This is a genomic window from Streptomyces sp. MB09-02B (genome assembly GCF_033794485.1).
In the GTDB taxonomy this organism is placed as follows: domain Bacteria; phylum Actinomycetota; class Actinomycetes; order Streptomycetales; family Streptomycetaceae; genus Streptomyces.
Window position 1 is genome coordinate 1 of record NZ_JARGEE010000190.1, and the last position, 17,495, is coordinate 17,495.

Genomic DNA, 17,495 nt, shown 5'->3' on the forward strand with positions numbered 1-17,495 from the left:
GGGCGGAGGGGGACGCGTCGGGGCGGGAGCCCGTGGCCGCGGACTGGGAGTCGCGTTCCTTCTCCTGCTCGGCCTCGTCCTTGGCCTTGTCCTTGTCGTCCTTCTCCGACGCGGAGGCGGACGGCGAGGCCGACTTGGAGGGCGAGGCGGACGGGGAGGCGTCCTCGCCGGAGCCCCCCGTCGTGCCGTCCCGCTCGGCCGAACCGCCGTCGGGGGAGGCCGAGGCACCGCCCGCGGGCTCGTCGTCGGCCGCGTTGGTCGTCGGACCGGATCCGGGGGACTCCATGCCCAGCTCCGCCAGGCTCAGCGCGCCGACGGCCAGCAGCAGCCCGGAGCCGATCAGCAGGACGCGCTTGCGCCGCCGCCGGTGGGCGGCGGCCTTGCGGTCGCGGCGGTTGGAGCGCGTCCCCGTCGCGCGCTCCCGGCCGGCCCGGCGGCGCGCGGCGCGGGGGCCGGGCTCGCCCTCGGGCGCCGGGGAGGTCTCCTCGGCTTCCTCGGGGTGCGCGTCGGCTTCGTCCGCGTACGCGCGCAGCTCTTCGACGGGGGTGCCGCAGCCCGGGCAGGCGAGGGCGCCGTTGAGGTGCCGTCGGCACGGGTGGCAGTAGTCCATGACGCGGGAAGACTAGATTCCGCACGGGGAGCGTTCCTAGAGGCTCCCGTGAAGGTTGTGTGCGGAACTGGTCTTTCCGGTTTGCCCAGTTGCGGTCAACCCCGACCATACGCCGCGATCGGCGCACGCCGAGCGGTCCGCCGCACGGTGGGTGCGACGGACCGCGGGGGCCGACGGGCCGGGGACTCCTCGGTTCAGGTCTGTTTCCGGGCCGTCATGGCCCGCTGGATCAGGATGAACGCGCAGAGCAGCACGCCGGTGGCGATCTTCGTCCACCAGGAGCTGAGGGTGCCCTCGAACTGGATGATGCTCTTGATCAGGCCCAGCACCAGGACACCGAAGAGGGTGCCGATGACGTAGCCGGAGCCACCCGTCAGCAGGGTGCCGCCGATGACCACCGCGGCGATGGCGTCGAGTTCCATGCCGACGGCGTGCAGCGGGTCACCGGACTGGATGTACAGCATGAACAGCAGGCCGGCCAGCGCCGAGCAGAAGCCGCTCACCGTGTAGACCGCGATCTTGGTACCGCCCAGCGGAAGCCCCATCAGCAGCGCCGACTGCTCGTTGCCGCCGATCGCGTACACACGGCGTCCGAAGCGCGTGTAGTGCAGCACGTAGAAGGCCAGGGCGAGGACGGCCAGGGCCACGAGGGCGCCGATCGACAGGTCTCCCAGCCCCAGCGGCACCCGGGTCTGGGCGAGGCTGCTGACCGTGGAGTCGCTGATGGAGATGGACTCCTTGCTGATGACCAGGCACAGGCCCCGGAAGAGGAAGAGTCCGGCGAGGGTCACGATGAACGGCTGGATCTCGAAGTTGTGGATCACATAGCCCATGAGGAAGCCGCCGAACGCGCCCACACCGAGGGCGAGCGGGACGACCACGATCAGGGGCAGTCCCTGACGCTCCACCAGCCAGGCCGTGAACATGGTGGTGAAGCCGATCAGCGAGCCCACGGACAGGTCGATGCCGCCGGACATGATGACGAAGGTGGCGCCGACGGCGGCGACCAGGAGGTAGCCGTTGTCGATGAACAGGTTGAGGAAGACCTGCGGTTCGGCGAACCCGTAGTTCTGGTACCGGCTGAGGCCGGTGACGTACATCGCGAGGAACAGGGCGGCCGTGACCAGGACCGGCAGCCGCCGGTCGCCGAGCAGCCGGGTGATCGCGGACGCCTGGGACGCCGTACGGCCTTCCGGGGCCGTACGGGTCTTGGTGGTCGCGCTCATCGCGACACCTCCATCTTCGGGGCGGCGTCGGCCGGGGTGGCGGGCTCCGCCGGGGCGGCGGGCTTCCCGCGCCCCTTGGCGCCGAAGACCTTGGCCCGGAACTTCGGGGACTGCAGCAGGCAGACGACGATGACGACGGCGGCCTTGAAGACCAGGTTGGTCTGGGTCGGCACACCGATGGTGTAGATCGTGGTGGTCAGGGTCTGGATCACGAGGGCGCCGATCACGGTGCCGCCGATCGAGAACCGGCCGCCGAGCAGCGAGGTGCCGCCGATGACCACCGCGAGGATCGCGTCCAGCTCGATCCACAGACCGGCGTTGTTGCCGTCCGCGGCCGAGGTGTTGGAGCTGATCATCAGGCCGGCGATGCCCGCGCAGAGGGCGCAGAACATATAGACCATGATCTTGATGCGCCGGGACCGGATACCCACCAGGCGGCTGGCCTCGGCGTTGCCGCCGACGGACTCGACGAGCAGTCCGAGCGCGGTCTTCCGGGTCAGCGCGACGGTGACGGCGACGACCGCGGCCACCACGAAGATGGAGAAGGGCAGCGTCAGCCAGTAGCCGCCGCCGATCAGCTTGTACGGCTCGCTGTTGATGGTGATGATCTGGCCGTCGGTGATCAGCTGGGCGACACCGCGTCCGGCGACCATGATGATCAGGGTCGCGATGATCGGCTGGATGCCCATGCGGGCCACCAGGAAGCCGTTCCACAGACCGCACAGGACCGCGGCCACCAGGCCGATGCCCATGGCCAGGAAGACCCCGGCCAGCGCGTTCTGGTCGGCCTGGTCGCTGATGTACGAACAGGTCAGGGCGCCGGTGATGGCGACGACCGCGCCGACGGAGAGGTCGATGCCGCCGGTGGCGATGACCAGGGTCATGCCGACCGCGACCAGGATCAGCGGCGAACCGAACAGCACGATCGAGACGAGGCTGCCGTAGAGGTGGCCGTCCGTCATCCTGATCGCGAAGAAGTCCGGGGTGAAGGGGACGTTGACGAGCAGCAGGGCCACCAGGACCGCGACCGGCCAGAACAGGTGGTGCTGCGTCAGCGCCCGCCAGCGGGAGGTGCTGGCTGCGGATGGGGTGCTCACTGGTGTTCTCCGCTCGCGATGGTCTCCAGGATCTTGCTGGTGGTGATCTCCGGCCCGTTGGTGAGCCGGGCCACCAGCTTGCGGTCGCGCAGGACCCCGATGGTGTGGCTGAGGCGGAGTACCTCCTCCAGCTCGGCCGCGATGTAGAGGACGGACATGCCGTCCTCGGAGAGGGAGACGACCAGCTTCTGGATCTCCGCCTTCGCGCCGATGTCGATGCCGCGCGTCGGCTCGTCCAGGATCAGCAGCTTCGGCTGGGTGATCAGCCAGCGGGCGAGCAGCACCTTCTGCTGGTTGCCGCCGCTGAGCTGGCCGACCCGGGCCTCCGGGTTGGCGGGGCGGATGTCCAGCGCCTTGATGTACTTGGCGACCAGTTCGTCGCGCTGGCTCGCCGGGATGGGCCGGGTCCAGCCGCGGGAGGCCTGGAGGGCCAGGATGATGTTCTCCCGGACCGTCAGATCGGGGACCAGGCCCTCGGCCTTGCGGTTCTCCGAGCAGAAGGCGACGCCGGCGCCGATGGCGTCGTTCGGGGCGCTCATCGAGACCTGCTTGCCGCCCACGGTGACCTTGCCGCTGTCGGGCTGGTCGGCGCCGAAGAGCAGCCGGGCGAGTTCGGTGCGGCCGGAGCCGAGCAGTCCGGCGAGGCCGACGACCTCGCCCTTCTTGATCTCCAGGTCGAAGGGGGCGATGCCGCCGGTGCGGCCGAGGCCCTCGGCGGCGACCAGGGTCTCGCCGACGTCGGAGCGCAGCTGGTGCTCGTGGAGCTCCTCCAGCTGGTCCAGGGCCTTGCCGATCATCAGCTCGATCAGCCCGACCTGGTCGAGGTCGCGGACCATGTGCTCGCCGACCAGGGTGCCGTTGCGCAGCACCGTCATCCGGTCGCAGATCTCGTAGATCTGGTCCAGGAAGTGGGAGACGAAGAGGATGGCGACGCCCTCGTCCCGCAGCCGCCGCATCAGGCGGAAGAGTTCGAGGACCTCGTCGCGGTCGAGGCTGGAGGTGGGCTCGTCCAGGACCAGCACCTTGGTGCCGGAGCCCTCGCCGTCGCTGTCGCCGGTGCCCACCGACCGTACGATCGCGACCAGTTGCTGCACGGCCAGCGGGTACGCGGACAGGGGCGCGGTCACGTCGATGTCGAGGCCGAGCCGGTCGACGAGCTCCGCGGCCTCCTTGCGCATCCGCTTCCACTGGATGCGGCCGCCGCGCGTGGGTTCGCGTCCGATGAAGATGTTCTCCGCCACCGAGAGGTTGGGGCAGAGGTTGACCTCCTGGTAGACCGTGCTGATGCCGGCCTGCTGCGCCTGCAGCGGGCTGCCGAACAGCACGGACTTCCCGTCGAGGGTGACGGTGCCGCCGTCCAGGGAGTAGACCCCCGTCAGCACCTTGATGAGGGTGGACTTCCCCGCACCGTTCTCGCCCATCAGGGCGTGTATCTCGCCGGGGAAGAGCCGGAAGTCGACGCCCGACAGAGCCCGTACCCCCGGAAACTCCTTGACTATGCCCGTCATCTCCAGGACGGGCCGCGGCTCTGCCATGAGCAGCGCTCCTCTTGACATGGGTTCAGGCCCGCGGGGAGCCTCCGGGACCGGGTCGTGCCCGGTTCCCCTGGAGGCTCCCTGCCGGTGGGGCGGGTGGGTCAGTACTTACGGGTGGGGAGCGCGTCCTTGGCCTGGTCCTGCATGAAGTCGCTCTCCTCGGTCTTGATCCAGCGCTCGACCTTCTCGCCGTCCTTGACCTTCTGCACGACCTCCATCAGCTGGGGGCCGAGCAGCGGGTTGCACTCGACGATCGCGTTGATCTTGCCTTCGGACATCGCGATGAAGCCGTCCTTCACACCGTCGACCGTGACGATGAGGATGTCCTTGCCGGGCTTCTTGCCGGCCGCCTCGATGGCCTGGATGGCGCCGAGGCCCATGTCGTCGTTGTGCGCGTAGAGGACGTTGATGTCCGGGTTGGACTGCAGGAAGGCCGCCATGACCTGCTTGCCGCCGGCGCGGGTGAAGTCACCGGTCTGGCTGACGACGATCTCCCAGTCGTCCTTGTGCTCGGCGTCCATGATCTCCTTGAAGCCCTTGGCGCGCTCGATCGCCGGGGCGGCACCGGTGGTGCCCTCCAGCTGGGCGATCTTCACCTTGCCCTTGTGGCCGGCCTTCTCCAGGACCTTCTCCAGGATCTTGGCGGCGCGGCGGCCCTCGTCGGTGAAGTCGGAGCCGACCAGGGTGACGAACAGGGACTCGTCGCTCTCGACGGAGCGGTCGGTCAGGACGACGGGGATCTTCGCGGCCTGGGCCTCCTTGAGGATGGCGTCCCAGCCGGTGACGACGACCGGCGAGAAGGCGATGACGTCCACCTTCTGCGCGATGTAGCTGCGGATCGCGGAGATCTGGTTCTCCTGCTTCTGCTGCGCGTCGGAGAACTTGAGGTTGTAGCCCGCCTCCTTGGCGGCCGACTTCACGGAGTCGGTGTTGGCGCTGCGCCAGCCGCTCTCGGAGCCGACCTGGGAGAAGCCGAGGGTGATCTTCTTGCTGCCGCCGGAACCGGCGTTACCGCTGGAGCCCTCGTCCTCCTTGGCACAGGCCGCCAGGGTGCCCGCCGCCGCCACGCCGATCGCCGCGGTCAGGAAGTTCCGTCTGTTGAGCATGTTTCTTCTCCTTTGAAGAGCCGGTCCGGGGACGGACCGTTGGTACTCAGGGACCGGCCGCACTGCGTCCAACCTGTCGATCATTGTTCGAAATGTCGGCCACGCTGATGGATGAATGACGTTCGGTTGTTCGGTTCCGCGTCAGCCCGGGGCTGCCCCCGCCAGGGGGACGTACGGGAAGGTGCTGGCACGGACGACGAGCTGGGGTTCGATGGCGACCCGGGAGACCGTGGAGGCCCTGCCCTCGATGAGGTCCAGCAGGAGGGCGATGCTCCGCTGGCCCACCGTGGCGAAGTCCTGTCGGACGGTGGTGAGCGGCGGGGCGAAGAACTCCGACTCCGGGATGTCGTCGAAGCCGACCACCGCCACGTCCTGGGGGGTCCGTACGCCCGCCTCGCGCAGGGCCCGCAACACCCCCAGTGCCATCTGGTCGTTGGCGACGAAGACGGCGGTCAGGCCGCGGCCCACCCAGCCGGCCAGTTCCTGGCCCGCCCGGTAGCCCGAGAGCGGACTCCAGTCCCCCCGCAGCGGCTGCGGCGGTTCGACGCCCGCCTCCTCGAGGGTGGCCCGCCAGCCGGCGGTCCGGTCGGCGGCCTCCTGCCAGTACTCGGGGCCGGCGAGGTGCCAGACCTTGCGGTGACCGGCGGCGAGCAGATGGCCGGTGGCCAGCCGCGCGCCCAGGTGCTGGTCGACGTTGACGCTCGGGATCTCCGCGCCGGAGCCGGTGCCCACCGCCACCACCGGGAAGGGGTGGCGGAGTTCGCTGAGGGCGGCGACCGCCGAGCGCTGCGGGGCGAGGGCGATCACTCCCTCCACCCCGCCCTCGCTGAGACGGTCCAGGGCCTCGGACAGTGCCTCCACGGTCAGTTCGCGCAGACTGACCGTCGAGACGAGGTACCCCTCGGCCCGCGCCGCCTCCTCCAGTGCGAACAGGGTGCTGGCCGGGCCGTAGAGCGTGGTGTTGGAGGCCACCACGCCCAGGGTCTGGGTGCGCCTGGTCGCCAGGGCCCGTGCGGAGAAGTTGCGGCGGTAGCCCATCTCCTCGATCGCCCGGAGCACCTTGGCCCGGGTCTCGTCCCGCACGTTGGGGTGGTCCCCCAGCACACGGGAGACGGTCTGGTGGGACACCCCGGCCTGGCGGGCGACGTCGGCCATGGTGGGCGGCCGCAGCTGCGAGTGTGTCACGGCCGCACCTCCTTGGCGGTCGTCTGCCGATAAGACCCGTGTGGCGGGAGCACGCTCCCGCGCCGCCGGTTTCATACCGGGAGTCCGGAACGTCCCAGGGCATCCGGGGGGAGGGCGAGTTGACGCAAAGCCGACACGGCGCTCGTACCTCCTTGGATGTCGTCGGGCGGTGAGTGGTGCGTTGCGGAGGTCATTGTGAGCGCTAACAATTCCCGGCGGTCAAGAGGGTTGCAGCAGGGAGGGCGGTCACGTTTGAGTAACGCGACGGGTGGCACGGGTCACGACGGCGACGATCCGGCGCGCCGACCTGCGGGGCAACGGGCTTTTGGCCCGATCGCGTTGACGCGAGCCGCCGCGAGTCCGCTTCCGGGCGCGCCGTCCGGCCCGATCGGCCAGGCAGGGCCCGCATTCCGGCGCCCCGACCGGCCGGCGGCGACCGAAACCCGGGACCCCCAGCACGTCCGGAAATCGCCGCACCGCCCCCAACTCGCCACGGACGCAACGGACATCACGCCCCCGCCGCGGGCCTCTTGGACGCCCTCGCCCCCGTCAAGGACACCGCTCACATCCGGGTGCCGCGCGCCGTGTTCACCCGACCCCGGATCACCCCGTACCGTTCCCGGGGCGCGGGTCGCGGGGGCCGCTCCGGACCGTTGTGTGTTCGACCCATTGACACTCCGACCGGGTCGTCCTTACTGTCGCGACCAGCATTTCGAACGAGCGACGAAATTTCGAACAAACTACGAGCTACAGAGGGCAGGGAGTACCGTGCGCATCACGGGAATCAGCACGCACGTGGTCGGGACGCCGTGGCGAAACCTGACCTACGTCCTCGTGCACACCGACGAGGGTCTCACCGGAGTCGGCGAGACCCGCATGCTGGGCCACACCGACGCGCTGCTCGGCTATCTGCACGAGGCGAAGACCAACCACATTCTCGGCTCCGACCCGTTCGCTGTCGAGGATCTGGTCAAGCGCATGAAGTACGGCGACTACGGGCGCGCCGGCGAGATCGTGATGTCCGGCATCGCCGTCATCGAGATGGCCTGCTGGGACATCAAGGGCAAGGCCCTCGGCGTACCGGTCTGGCAGCTGCTGGGCGGCAAGGTCACCGACAAGGTCAAGGCGTACGCCAACGGCTGGTACACCACCGAGCGGACGCCGGAGGCGTACCACAAGGCGGCACAGGGCGTGATGGAGCGCGGCTACAAGGCGCTCAAGATCGACCCCTTCGGGACCGGCCACTTCGAGCTGGACCACGAGCAGAGCCTGTACGCCGTCTCGCTGATCGAGGCCGTGCGCGACGCCATCGGGCCGGACGCCGAGCTGATGCTGGAGATGCACGGCCGCTTCTCGCCGTCGACCGCCGTGCGGCTGGCCAAGGACCTGGCGCCCTTCAAGCCCGCGTGGCTGGAGGAGCCGTGCCCGCCGGAGAACCTGAAGGCGCTGGAGAAGGTCGCCGCCAAGGTCGACATCCCGGTGGCCACGGGTGAGCGCATCCACGACCGGATCGAGTTCCGGGAGCTCTTCGAGAGCCAGGCCGTGGACATCATCCAGCCGGACGTCGGTCACATCGGCGGCATCTGGGAGACCCGCAAGCTGGCCGCGACCGCCGAGACCCACTACACGCTGGTCGCGCCGCACAACGTGGGCGGCCCGGTGCTGACGGCGGCCTCCCTCCAGGTCGGGTTCACCTCCCCGAACTTCAAGATCCTGGAGCACTTCAACGACTTCGCGGACGCGGAGATCAAGAAGGTCGTCTCGGGCGCGCCCGAGGTCGTGGACGGTTACTTCCACCTCTCCGACAAGCCCGGCCTCGGGGTCGAGCTGGACGTGGACGCGGCGGCGGAGTTCCCGCAGCAGCAGGCGCGGTTCGACCTGTGGGCCGAGGGCTGGGAGCAGCGCAAGCCCAAGGGGACCGAGTGAGCGCCTCGCCCGACGCGGCCGACTCCGGCACGCCGGCCGTCGCCGTCGTCATCGAGGCGCCGGGCGAGCACCGTCTCGTCCCGCACGAGGCCCGGCAGCCGGAGGCCGGCGAGGCCCTGGTCCGGGTGCACGCCTCGGGGATCTGCGGCAGCGACCGCGAGGTCTTCCAGGGCAACCGGCCGGAGGGGTACGTCCGCTACCCGCTCACCCCGGGCCACGAGTGGTCCGGGACGGTCGTCGAGGTCGGCGCCGGCGTTCCTTCAACTCTTGTAGGGCGCAAGGTAGTTGGCGAAGGCTTCCGGAACTGCCAGGTGTGCGACCGCTGCCACGCGGGCGAGACCACCCTGTGCTCCGCGGGGTACGAGGAGACCGGGTTCACCCAGCCCGGCGCGATGGCCACGACCCTCACCCTGCCCGCCCGTCTGCTGCACGTCCTGCCGGACGACGCGGATCTGACGGCGGCGGCGCTGCTGGAGCCGGCCGCGTGCATCGCGGCCGCCGCGCTCAAGGCGAACGCCGTTCCGGGTGAGCGGGTCGCCGTGGTGGGGACCGGGACGCTCGGGATGTTCGCCGTTCAGTTCTTGAAGGCGGCCTCCCCCGCCGAGCTGCTCGTCGTGGGCACCCGGCCGGACCGTGCGGAGCTGTCGAAGCGCTTCGGCGCCACGGACTTCCGCACCAAGGACCAGGAGCTGCCCGGCGACTTCGACGTGGTCATCGAGACCGCCGGGTCCGCGGACGCGGCGCGCACGGCCGCCGCCCTGCTGCGGCGCGGCGGGCGGCTGGTCCTGACGGGCATCCCGGCGGCGGGCGCGGACGGGCTCGACCCGACCGATCTCGTCGTACGACAGCTGGAGGTGCACACGGTGTTCGGCGCGGCGCCGGACGCCTGGGCACACACCGTGCGGGTCTTCGGGGCCGGACTGCTGGACCCGCTGCCGCTCGTCACGCACGAGCTGCCGCTGGCGGAGTTCCCGCAGGCCATCGAGTTGGTGGGGTCCGGCGACCCGACGGTCGGCAAGGTCCTGCTGCGGCCATGACACACCCCTGAGCCGTACGCCGGTACGGGGTACCTGACGACTTCGTACCGGCGTACACCCAAGAGCTTTGTGCACCAAGAGCCGCGAACCTTGTCCGAAATATCGAATCTGATGCAGCCAGAAGGACAGCTTGTGACCGACACCACCGCTCCGGCGCCGCGCCGACCCGGCGAGCAGGCGCTCGCCGCGCTCGGGCTGAACGCACCCGCCCTCGACCCTTCCGACGCCTCCCCGCACGCCTTCCCCGGCGGCGGCCGCTGGCGCACCGAGGTGCCCTCCGTGGAGGGGCCCGAGGCGCTCGCCGTGGTCCTCAAGGAGGCCTCGCGGCTCGATGTCCCGATCCACCGGATCAGCCAGGGCAGCGGTGTGTGGATGCTCACCGACGCCGAGATCACCGAGATGGTGGAGGCGACGGCCGAGCGCGACATCGAGCTCTGCCTGTTCACCGGCCCGCGCGGCACCTGGGACATCGGCGCCTCCACCCGTACGGACTCCAAGGGCGCCGGTCTGCGCGCCCGGGGCCACGACGCTGTCGCCGGCTGTGTCGAGGACGCCGTGCGCGCGACCGAGCTGGGCGTGAAGTGCCTGCTCGTCGCCGACGAGGGCGTGCTGTGGACGCTGCACCGGGCGCGTGTGGAGGGGATCATCCCGGCCGACACGACGTTCAAGGTGTCGGCGCTGATCGGACCGGTGAACCCGACCGCGTACGCCGTGTACGAGAACCTCGGCGGCGACTCGATCAACGTGCCGAGCGACCTCACGCTCGACCACCTCACGGAGATCCGGCGGGTGTCCGGCGCCCCCATGGACATGTACATCGAGGCGCCCGACGACCTCGGCGGCTACGTCCGGATGTACGAGGTCGCCGAGCTGATCCGGCGCGGTGCGCCGATCTACCTGAAGTTCGGCCTGTCGAAGGCCCCCGGGATCTACCCCTACGGGCACCACATGCGCGATCTCACGCTGTCCACGGCCAAGGAACGCGTGCGGCGCGGCCGGCTGGCCCTGGACCTGCTCGCGCGGCACGGAGCGGACGGGGAGATGGCTCCGCTGGGCTCCCGACTGCCCGGCGATCTGAAGCGATTCGGAAATCCCTCATAACGAAGCGGACAACTGTCTTCACAGAAGAAGACGCAGTCACACAGAATCCCCCACATCTCCTCTGGCATCTTTCGGCTCGTGAAGCGCCGTCCTCGCCAGACCGTTCCAGGCCTTCAAGACATCAAGGATGATGATCATGCGTACCCGCCGAGCCGCACTCGCCGCCATAGCCTCCGCCGCCTCCCTCGCCCTCACCCTGTCCGCCTGCGGCCAGAGCGGCGAGGGCGGCAGCAAGGAGGAGAAGGGCAGCACCGAGGGCGCCACCATCGGCATCTCGATGCCGACCAAGTCCTCCGAGCGCTGGATCGCCGACGGCAACAACGTCGTCGCGGACCTGAAGTCCAAGGGCTACGAGACCCAGCTGGTCTTCGGCGAGGACGACCCCGCCAAGCAGGTCTCCCAGATCGAGAACATGATCACGCAGGGCGTGAAGGCCCTGATCGTCGCGGCGATCGACAACAAGTCGATGAACAACGTGCTCCAGCAGGCCAAGGACGCCAACATCCCGGTCATCTCCTACGACCGCCTGATCCTCGGCACCGAGAACGTCGACTACTACGCCTCCTTCGACAACGAGAAGGTCGGCGAGCTCCAGGGCAACTACATCGTCGAGAAGCTCGGCCTGAAGGACGGCTCCAAGAAGGGCCCGTTCAACATCGAGCTCTTCGCCGGCTCCAACGACGACAACAACACCCGCTACTTCTTCAACGGCGCGATGAACGTCCTCAAGCCGTACATCGACAAGAAGCAGCTGGTCGTGAAGTCCGGCGAGACCGACATCACCAAGGTCACCACCCTGCGCTGGGACGGCGCCACCGCCCAGCGCCGCATGGACGACATCCTCACCAAGGACTACAAGACCGGCAAGGTCGACGCCGTCCTCTCGCCGTACGACGGCATCTCCATCGGCATCCTCTCCGCGCTGAAGTCCGACAGCTACGGCTCCAAGGACAAGCCGCTGCCGATCGTCACCGGCCAGGACGCCGAGGTCGCCTCGGTGAAGTCGATCATCGCGGACGAGCAGTCGATGACCGTCTACAAGGACACCCGCGAGCTCGCCAAGGTCGCCTCGAACATGGTCGACGCGCTGCTGAACGACAAGAAGCCCGAGACCAACGACACCGAGACCTACGACAACGGTTCCAAGGTCATCCCGGCCTACCTGCTTGAGCCGGTCGCCGTCGACAAGGCCAACTACCAGAAGGTCGTCGTCGACTCCGGCTACATCAAGGCCGGCGACCTCAAGTAACCGCCGGCATCAACTGATTGGAAGGCACGACCATGGCGGGACCCGTCCTGGAAATGCGCTCGATCGTCAAGACCTTTCCCGGCGTCAAAGCGCTGTCGGACGTCACCCTGACCGTCCGCCAGGGCGAGGTCCACGCCATCTGCGGTGAGAACGGCGCCGGAAAGTCCACCTTGATGAAGGTGCTCTCCGGCGTCCATCCGCACGGCAGCTACGAGGGCGAGATCCTCTTCGAGGGAGAGGGCTGCGAGTTCAAGGACATCCGCGCGAGCGAGCAGCGCGGCATCGTCATCATCCACCAGGAGCTGGCGCTGTCGCCGTACCTCTCCCTGGCGGAGAACATCTTCCTCGGCAACGAGCACGCCAAGGGCGGGTTCATCGACTGGCGGGAGACCCTGCGGCACGCGACGCAGCTGCTGCGCAGGGTCGGTCTCGACGACCACCCGGAGACCCGGGTCGCCGACATCGGCGTGGGCAAGCAGCAGCTGGTGGAGATCGCCAAGGCCCTGTCCAAGAAGGTGAAGCTCCTCATCCTGGACGAGCCGACCGCCGCCCTGAACGACGAGGACAGCGGCAAACTCCTGGATCTCATCCTGGAGTTGAAGAAGCAGGGCATCACCTCGATCATCATCTCCCACAAGCTCAACGAGATCCGCAAGGTCGCCGACTCGGTGACGATCATCCGCGACGGGAAGTCGATCGAGACCCTCGACGTCAAGGCCGAGGAGACCACCGAGGACCGGATCATCAGCGGCATGGTGGGCCGCGACCTCGACAACCGCTTCCCCGACCGCACCCCGCACGAGCCGGAGGTGGGCGCGGCACCGGCCCTGGAGATCCGCGACTGGACCGTGCTCCACCCCATCGACCAGCAGCGCAAGGTCGTCGACGACGTGTCGATCAACGTGCGGCGCGGGGAGATCGTCGGGATCGCGGGCCTGATGGGCGCCGGCCGCACGGAGCTCGCGATGAGCGTCTTCGGCCGGACCTACGGCCGCTACGCGGGCGGCACGGTCCTCAAGGACGGCACCGAGATCCGTACGAAGTCGGTCGCCGAGGCCGTCAAGCACGGCATCGCGTACGTCACCGAGGACCGCAAGCACTACGGCCTCAACCTGATCGACACGATCAACCGGAACATCTCGCTGACCGCCCTGAACAAGGTCGCCAAGCGGGGCGTCGTCGACGAGCACGAGGAACGCCAGGTCGCCGAGCGCTACCGCAAGACCATGAACATCAAGGCACCGACGGTGTTCGAGCCGGTGGGCAAGCTGTCCGGCGGCAACCAGCAGAAGGTCGTCCTCAGCAAGTGGATCTTCGCCGGTCCGGACGTGCTGATCCTGGACGAGCCGACGCGCGGTATCGACGTCGGCGCCAAGTACGAGATCTACACGGTGATCGACAAGCTGGCCGCCGAGGGCAAGGCGGTCGTCTTCATCTCCTCGGAGCTGCCGGAGCTCCTCGGGATGTGCGACCGCATCTACACCATGGCGGCGGGACGGCTGACAGGCGAGTTCTCGCGGGCCGAGGCCACGCAGGAATCGCTGATGCGCCAGATGACGAAGGACAAAGAGGTAACCCGATGAGCACGGATGTGACCGCCAAGAGCCCGGCCCCGGCGCCGCCGGGCGGCACCGGATCGGCCACGGGCGGCGGCCTGTTGCAGCTGGTGCTGGACGGTATGCGCCGCAACATGCGGCAGTACGGCATGCTGATCGCCCTCGGCCTGATCGTGGCCTTCTTCGCGATCCTGACCGACGGCGACCTGCTGCTGCCGCGCAACGTCTCCAACCTGGTGCTGCAGAACAGCTACATCCTGATCCTCGCGATCGGCATGATGCTGGTGATCGTCGCGGGCCACATCGACCTCTCGGTCGGTTCGCTCACGGCCTTCGTGGGCGCGTTCGCGGCCGTGCTGACCGTGCAGCACGACGTGCCCTGGCCGCTCGCCGTGGTCCTGTGCCTGATGGCGGGCGGGGTCGCGGGCGCGGCACAGGGGTTCTTCATCGCGTATCTCGGCATACCGTCGTTCATCGTCACCCTCGCCGGCATGCTGGTCTTCCGCGGTGTGACCGAGATCCTCCTGGAGGGCCAGACCCTCGGCCCGTTCCCCAAGGGCCTGGAGAAGATGGGCAACGGCTTCCTGCCCGAGGTCGGCCCCACCACGAACTACCACAACCTCACCCTGCTGCTGGGCTTCACCCTGATCGCCTTCGTGGTCATCCAGGAGATGCGTGACCGCAAGCGCCAGCAGGAGTTCGCCCTCGAGGTGGCTCCGCGCAACATCTTCCTGCTCAAGCTGGTCGCCATCTCGGCCGCGCTGCTCACGGTCACGATGCTGCTCGCCAGCTTCCGGGGCGCGCCGATCATCCTGCTGGTCCTGGGCGCGCTGGTGGTCGGCTACGGCTATGTGATGCGCAACTCCGTCTTCGGCCGGCACATCTACGCGATCGGCGGCAACCTGCCGGCCGCGAAGCTCTCCGGCGTGAAGGACAAGAAGGTCACCTTCCTGGTCTTCGTCAACATGGGCGTGCTCGCGGCCCTGGCGGGTCTGGCGATCGCCGCCCGGCTCAACGCCGCCTCGCCGAAGGCGGGTCTGAGCTACGAACTGGAGGCCATCGCCTCGGCGTTCATCGGCGGCGCGTCGATGAGCGGCGGTGTCGGCACCGTCCTCGGCGCGATCATCGGTGGTCTCGTCCTCGGCGTGCTGAACAACGGCATGAACCTCCTCAGCATCGGCACCGACTGGCAGCAGGTCATCAAGGGCCTGGCCCTGCTGGCTGCCGTCGGGTTCGACGTGTGGAACAAGCGCAAGAGCGGTTCCTGACACACCGGAAGGGGGCCTCGCCGAAAGGCGGGGCCCCCTTTTTTCATGAACAGGCATGAACAGGAAAGTGGGGCGTCACCCGTGAAGGAACTCTTCGGCAAGCTCGCCGACGGGACCGAGATCCACCGCTGGTCGCTGGAGAACGGCGGCACACGGCTGAAGGTCCTGTCGTACGGCGGGATCGTGCAGTCACTGGAGGTCCCGGACAGCGAGGGCCGGTACGCAGGTGTCTCCCTCGGCTTCGGCACCGTCGAGGAGTACGTCGCCGGCTCCCCGTACTTCGGCGCGCTGATCGGCCGGTACGGCAACCGTCTCGGCGAGGGCCGCTTCACGCTGGACGGCACGACGTACGAGCTGTCCGTCAACGACGGCGCCAACAGCCTGCACGGCGGCGCCGGGGGCTTCGACAAGGTGGTGTGGGAGGTCGAGCCGTTCGAGCGGGACTCGGAGGTCGGGCTGTACCTGACCCACACGAGCGCCGACGGTGACATGGGTTACCCCGGCACGCTCGACGTGAGGGTGACGTACACGCTCACCTCGGGGGGCGACTGGCGCGTCGACTACGAGGCCACCACCGACCGGGCCACCGTCGTCAACCTCACCAGCCATGTGTACTGGAACCTCGCGGGTGAGGGCAGCGGCTCGGTCGGCGACCACCGGCTGACGATCGCCGCCGGCCGCTACACCCCCGTCGACGCCGGCCTGATCCCCACCGGTGAGCCGGCCGCGGTGGAGGGCACCCCCTTCGACTTCCGGACGGGCAAGACGATCGCCGAGGACCTCCGCGTGGCCGACCCCCAACTGCTGTACGCCAAGGGCTTCGACCACAACTGGGTGCTCGACAAGGGCGTCACGGCGGAGCCGGAGTGGGCCGCCACCCTCACCGACCCGGCGTCGGGCCGCACCCTGACGGTCTCCACGACCGAGCCGGGGATGCAGTTCTACTCCGGGAACTTCCTCGACGGCACGCTCGTCGGACCCTCCGGGCGGATCTACCGGCAGGGGGACGCGCTGTGCCTGGAGACCCAGCACTTCCCCGACTCGCCGAACAAGCCGTCGTACCCGTCGACGGTGCTGCGGCCCGGTGAGACCTACCGGTCGACGACCGTGCACGCGTTTTCGTGACGCGGACATGACGTAAGATCTTCACAGCGCGCTCACAATTTCCCACGGAACTCTCAGTGGTTGAACAGCGCCACCCCGGCACGCGTATGTAGGGGCGGCCCGTGCTCCCCCGCGCGGGCCGCCCTTAGTCGTCGGACCCGGTCGTCCCCAACGGGTCCGCCCCCTACGGAGGTTCCATGGCCGACAACGTCACCTCGTTGTTCCGCAGCACTGCGGCGCACAGCCCCTCGATGGCTGCGCTGACACGTGAGGGCGGCGACGGGGTGGGGCCGGTGGACTTCTGTATCCCCTGCAACCCCTACTTCCCCACCCCGGCCATGTTCGACGACATGGCGAGCAGGCTGCGCGACATCATCACGTACTACCCGAGCAGCGCGGACACCATCACGGCCGAGCTGTGCAACCTGCTCCAACTCCCGCCGCAGTGCGTGGCGATGGGCAACGGCTCGACCGAACTCATCACCTGGATCGACCACTTGCTCGTCCGGGAGTCCCTCGCCGTCCCCGTCCCCACCTTCGGCCGCTGGACCGACCAGCCGATGGAGACCGGCAAGCGGGTCGACATGTTCCCGCTCCAGGAGTCCAGCGGCTTCGCCCTCGACCTCGCGCAGTACGCCGAGTTCATCCGGGCCCGCGGCACCAGGGTCGCCGTCATCTGCAACCCCAACAACCCCGACGGCGGCTTCCTCCACCGGCACGCGCTGGTGCAGTTCATGGACGCGATGGCCGACCTGGACCTGATCGTCATCGACGAGTCGTTCCTGGAGTTCTCCGACGCCGAGAACGAGCCGAGCACGGTCCAGGACGCGGTCATGCGGCCCAACGTGGTCGTACTGCGCAGCCTCGGCAAGAACTTCGGCCTGCACGGCATCCGCTTCGGCTATCTGGTCGCCAACCCGGCACTCGCCGGCAAGGTCCGCTCGATGCTGCCGAAGTGGAACCTCAACTCCTTCGCCGAGCACGTGGTGTTCATGCTGAAGAACCACGGCGCCGAGTACATGGAGAGCCTGCACCAGATCCGCCGCGACCGGCTGGACATGGCCCGCCAGCTCTCCGCCCTCCCCGGGCTGACGGTCTACCCATCGCAGGGGAACTTCCTCTTCGTGCGCCTGCCCGTGGGCGCCGAGGGCACCGTGGTCCGCGACCGGCTCCTCACCGAGCACCGGATCCTGGTCCGCGAGTGCGGCAACAAGGTCGGCTCGTCCAGTCGCTTCCTGCGACTCGTGGTCCGGCCCCAGGTGGACGTGCGTCGCCTGGTGTCCGGCCTGGAGTCGGTTCTCTACGGGTCCAGGAGGGGAGCCGCCGTACCCGAGCTGAGCACCGGGACCAGCTACAGCTCGGGTACGGCGGCCGTGGACCGGCTGATGGGCGAGACCAGCGGCACCGGCATGCAGAACCTCGCCGCGCAGGCCATGAGCATGCCCGCCCCGGCCCCCGCGTCCTCCATGCAGTTCGCGTCCCCGGCGCCGGCGCC

The 17,495-nt window shown here is 68.9% G+C and carries 14 protein-coding genes; 8 read left to right on the forward strand and 6 right to left on the reverse strand.

Annotated features, from left to right (window positions below; all coding sequences use genetic code 11):
* From P1P70_RS24765 to P1P70_RS24790, 6 genes are all read right to left on the reverse strand, one after another.
* The coding region (locus P1P70_RS24765; RefSeq protein WP_319241355.1) for a hypothetical protein at positions 1-610 on the reverse strand (610 nt) is incomplete at its 3' end.
* A 194-nt stretch (positions 611-804) separates the two neighbouring features.
* On the reverse strand, positions 805-1,836 hold the full coding sequence (gene yjfF, locus P1P70_RS24770; RefSeq protein WP_319241357.1) for a galactofuranose ABC transporter, permease protein YjfF: 1,032 nt from the start codon (positions 1,834-1,836) through the stop codon (positions 805-807).
* Positions 1,833-2,933, reverse strand: coding sequence for an ABC transporter permease (locus P1P70_RS24775; RefSeq protein ID WP_319241358.1), 1,101 nt, complete (start codon positions 2,931-2,933; stop codon positions 1,833-1,835). Before P1P70_RS24775 ends, yjfF begins: the two co-directional genes overlap by 4 nt.
* Positions 2,930-4,468, reverse strand: a complete 1,539-nt coding sequence (locus P1P70_RS24780; protein ID WP_319241360.1) for a sugar ABC transporter ATP-binding protein — start codon at positions 4,466-4,468, stop codon at positions 2,930-2,932. The genes P1P70_RS24775 and P1P70_RS24780 overlap by 4 nt, the downstream gene beginning before the upstream one ends.
* Positions 4,469-4,569: 101 nt before the next feature.
* Positions 4,570-5,574, reverse strand: coding sequence for an ABC transporter substrate-binding protein (locus tag P1P70_RS24785; RefSeq protein WP_319241362.1), 1,005 nt, complete (start codon positions 5,572-5,574; stop codon positions 4,570-4,572).
* Positions 5,575-5,715: 141 nt separating this feature from the next.
* On the reverse strand, positions 5,716-6,759 hold the full coding sequence (locus tag P1P70_RS24790) for a LacI family DNA-binding transcriptional regulator (RefSeq protein ID WP_319241364.1): 1,044 nt from the start codon (positions 6,757-6,759) through the stop codon (positions 5,716-5,718).
* A gap of 768 nt (positions 6,760-7,527) precedes the next feature.
* On the opposite strand from P1P70_RS24790, the gene P1P70_RS24795 reads away from it, so the two are divergent.
* The 8 genes from P1P70_RS24795 to P1P70_RS24830 all read left to right on the forward strand — a co-directional run.
* A complete protein-coding gene (locus P1P70_RS24795) occupies positions 7,528-8,685 on the forward strand; it encodes a mandelate racemase/muconate lactonizing enzyme family protein (RefSeq protein WP_319241366.1) in 1,158 nt (385 codons plus the stop codon).
* Entirely contained in the window at positions 8,682-9,722 is a 1,041-nt protein-coding gene (locus P1P70_RS24800) for a zinc-dependent alcohol dehydrogenase (RefSeq protein ID WP_319241368.1), read from the forward strand. The genes P1P70_RS24795 and P1P70_RS24800 overlap by 4 nt, the downstream gene beginning before the upstream one ends.
* A gap of 132 nt (positions 9,723-9,854) precedes the next feature.
* A complete protein-coding gene (locus tag P1P70_RS24805; RefSeq protein WP_319241371.1) occupies positions 9,855-10,823 on the forward strand; it encodes a hypothetical protein in 969 nt (322 codons plus the stop codon).
* Positions 10,824-10,959: 136 nt separating this feature from the next.
* Positions 10,960-12,072: a multiple monosaccharide ABC transporter substrate-binding protein gene (gene chvE / locus P1P70_RS24810; protein ID WP_319241373.1), complete on the forward strand. Its 1,113-nt coding sequence runs from the start codon at positions 10,960-10,962 to the stop codon at positions 12,070-12,072.
* Positions 12,073-12,104: 32 nt separating this feature from the next.
* Positions 12,105-13,655 (forward strand): multiple monosaccharide ABC transporter ATP-binding protein, encoded by a 1,551-nt coding sequence (gene mmsA / locus P1P70_RS24815; protein WP_319241375.1) that lies wholly within the window; start codon positions 12,105-12,107, stop codon positions 13,653-13,655.
* Positions 13,652-14,896 (forward strand): multiple monosaccharide ABC transporter permease, encoded by a 1,245-nt coding sequence (gene mmsB / locus P1P70_RS24820; protein ID WP_319241377.1) that lies wholly within the window; start codon positions 13,652-13,654, stop codon positions 14,894-14,896. The genes mmsA and mmsB overlap by 4 nt, the downstream gene beginning before the upstream one ends.
* A gap of 45 nt (positions 14,897-14,941) precedes the next feature.
* The gene (locus P1P70_RS24825; protein ID WP_319241379.1) at positions 14,942-16,021 is read left to right on the forward strand and encodes an aldose epimerase family protein; all 1,080 of its coding nucleotides are present in this window, start codon (positions 14,942-14,944) and stop codon (positions 16,019-16,021) included.
* A gap of 176 nt (positions 16,022-16,197) precedes the next feature.
* Positions 16,198-17,495 (forward strand): histidinol-phosphate transaminase (locus P1P70_RS24830; protein ID WP_319241381.1); only part of this gene is annotated, 1,298 nt, incomplete at its 3' end.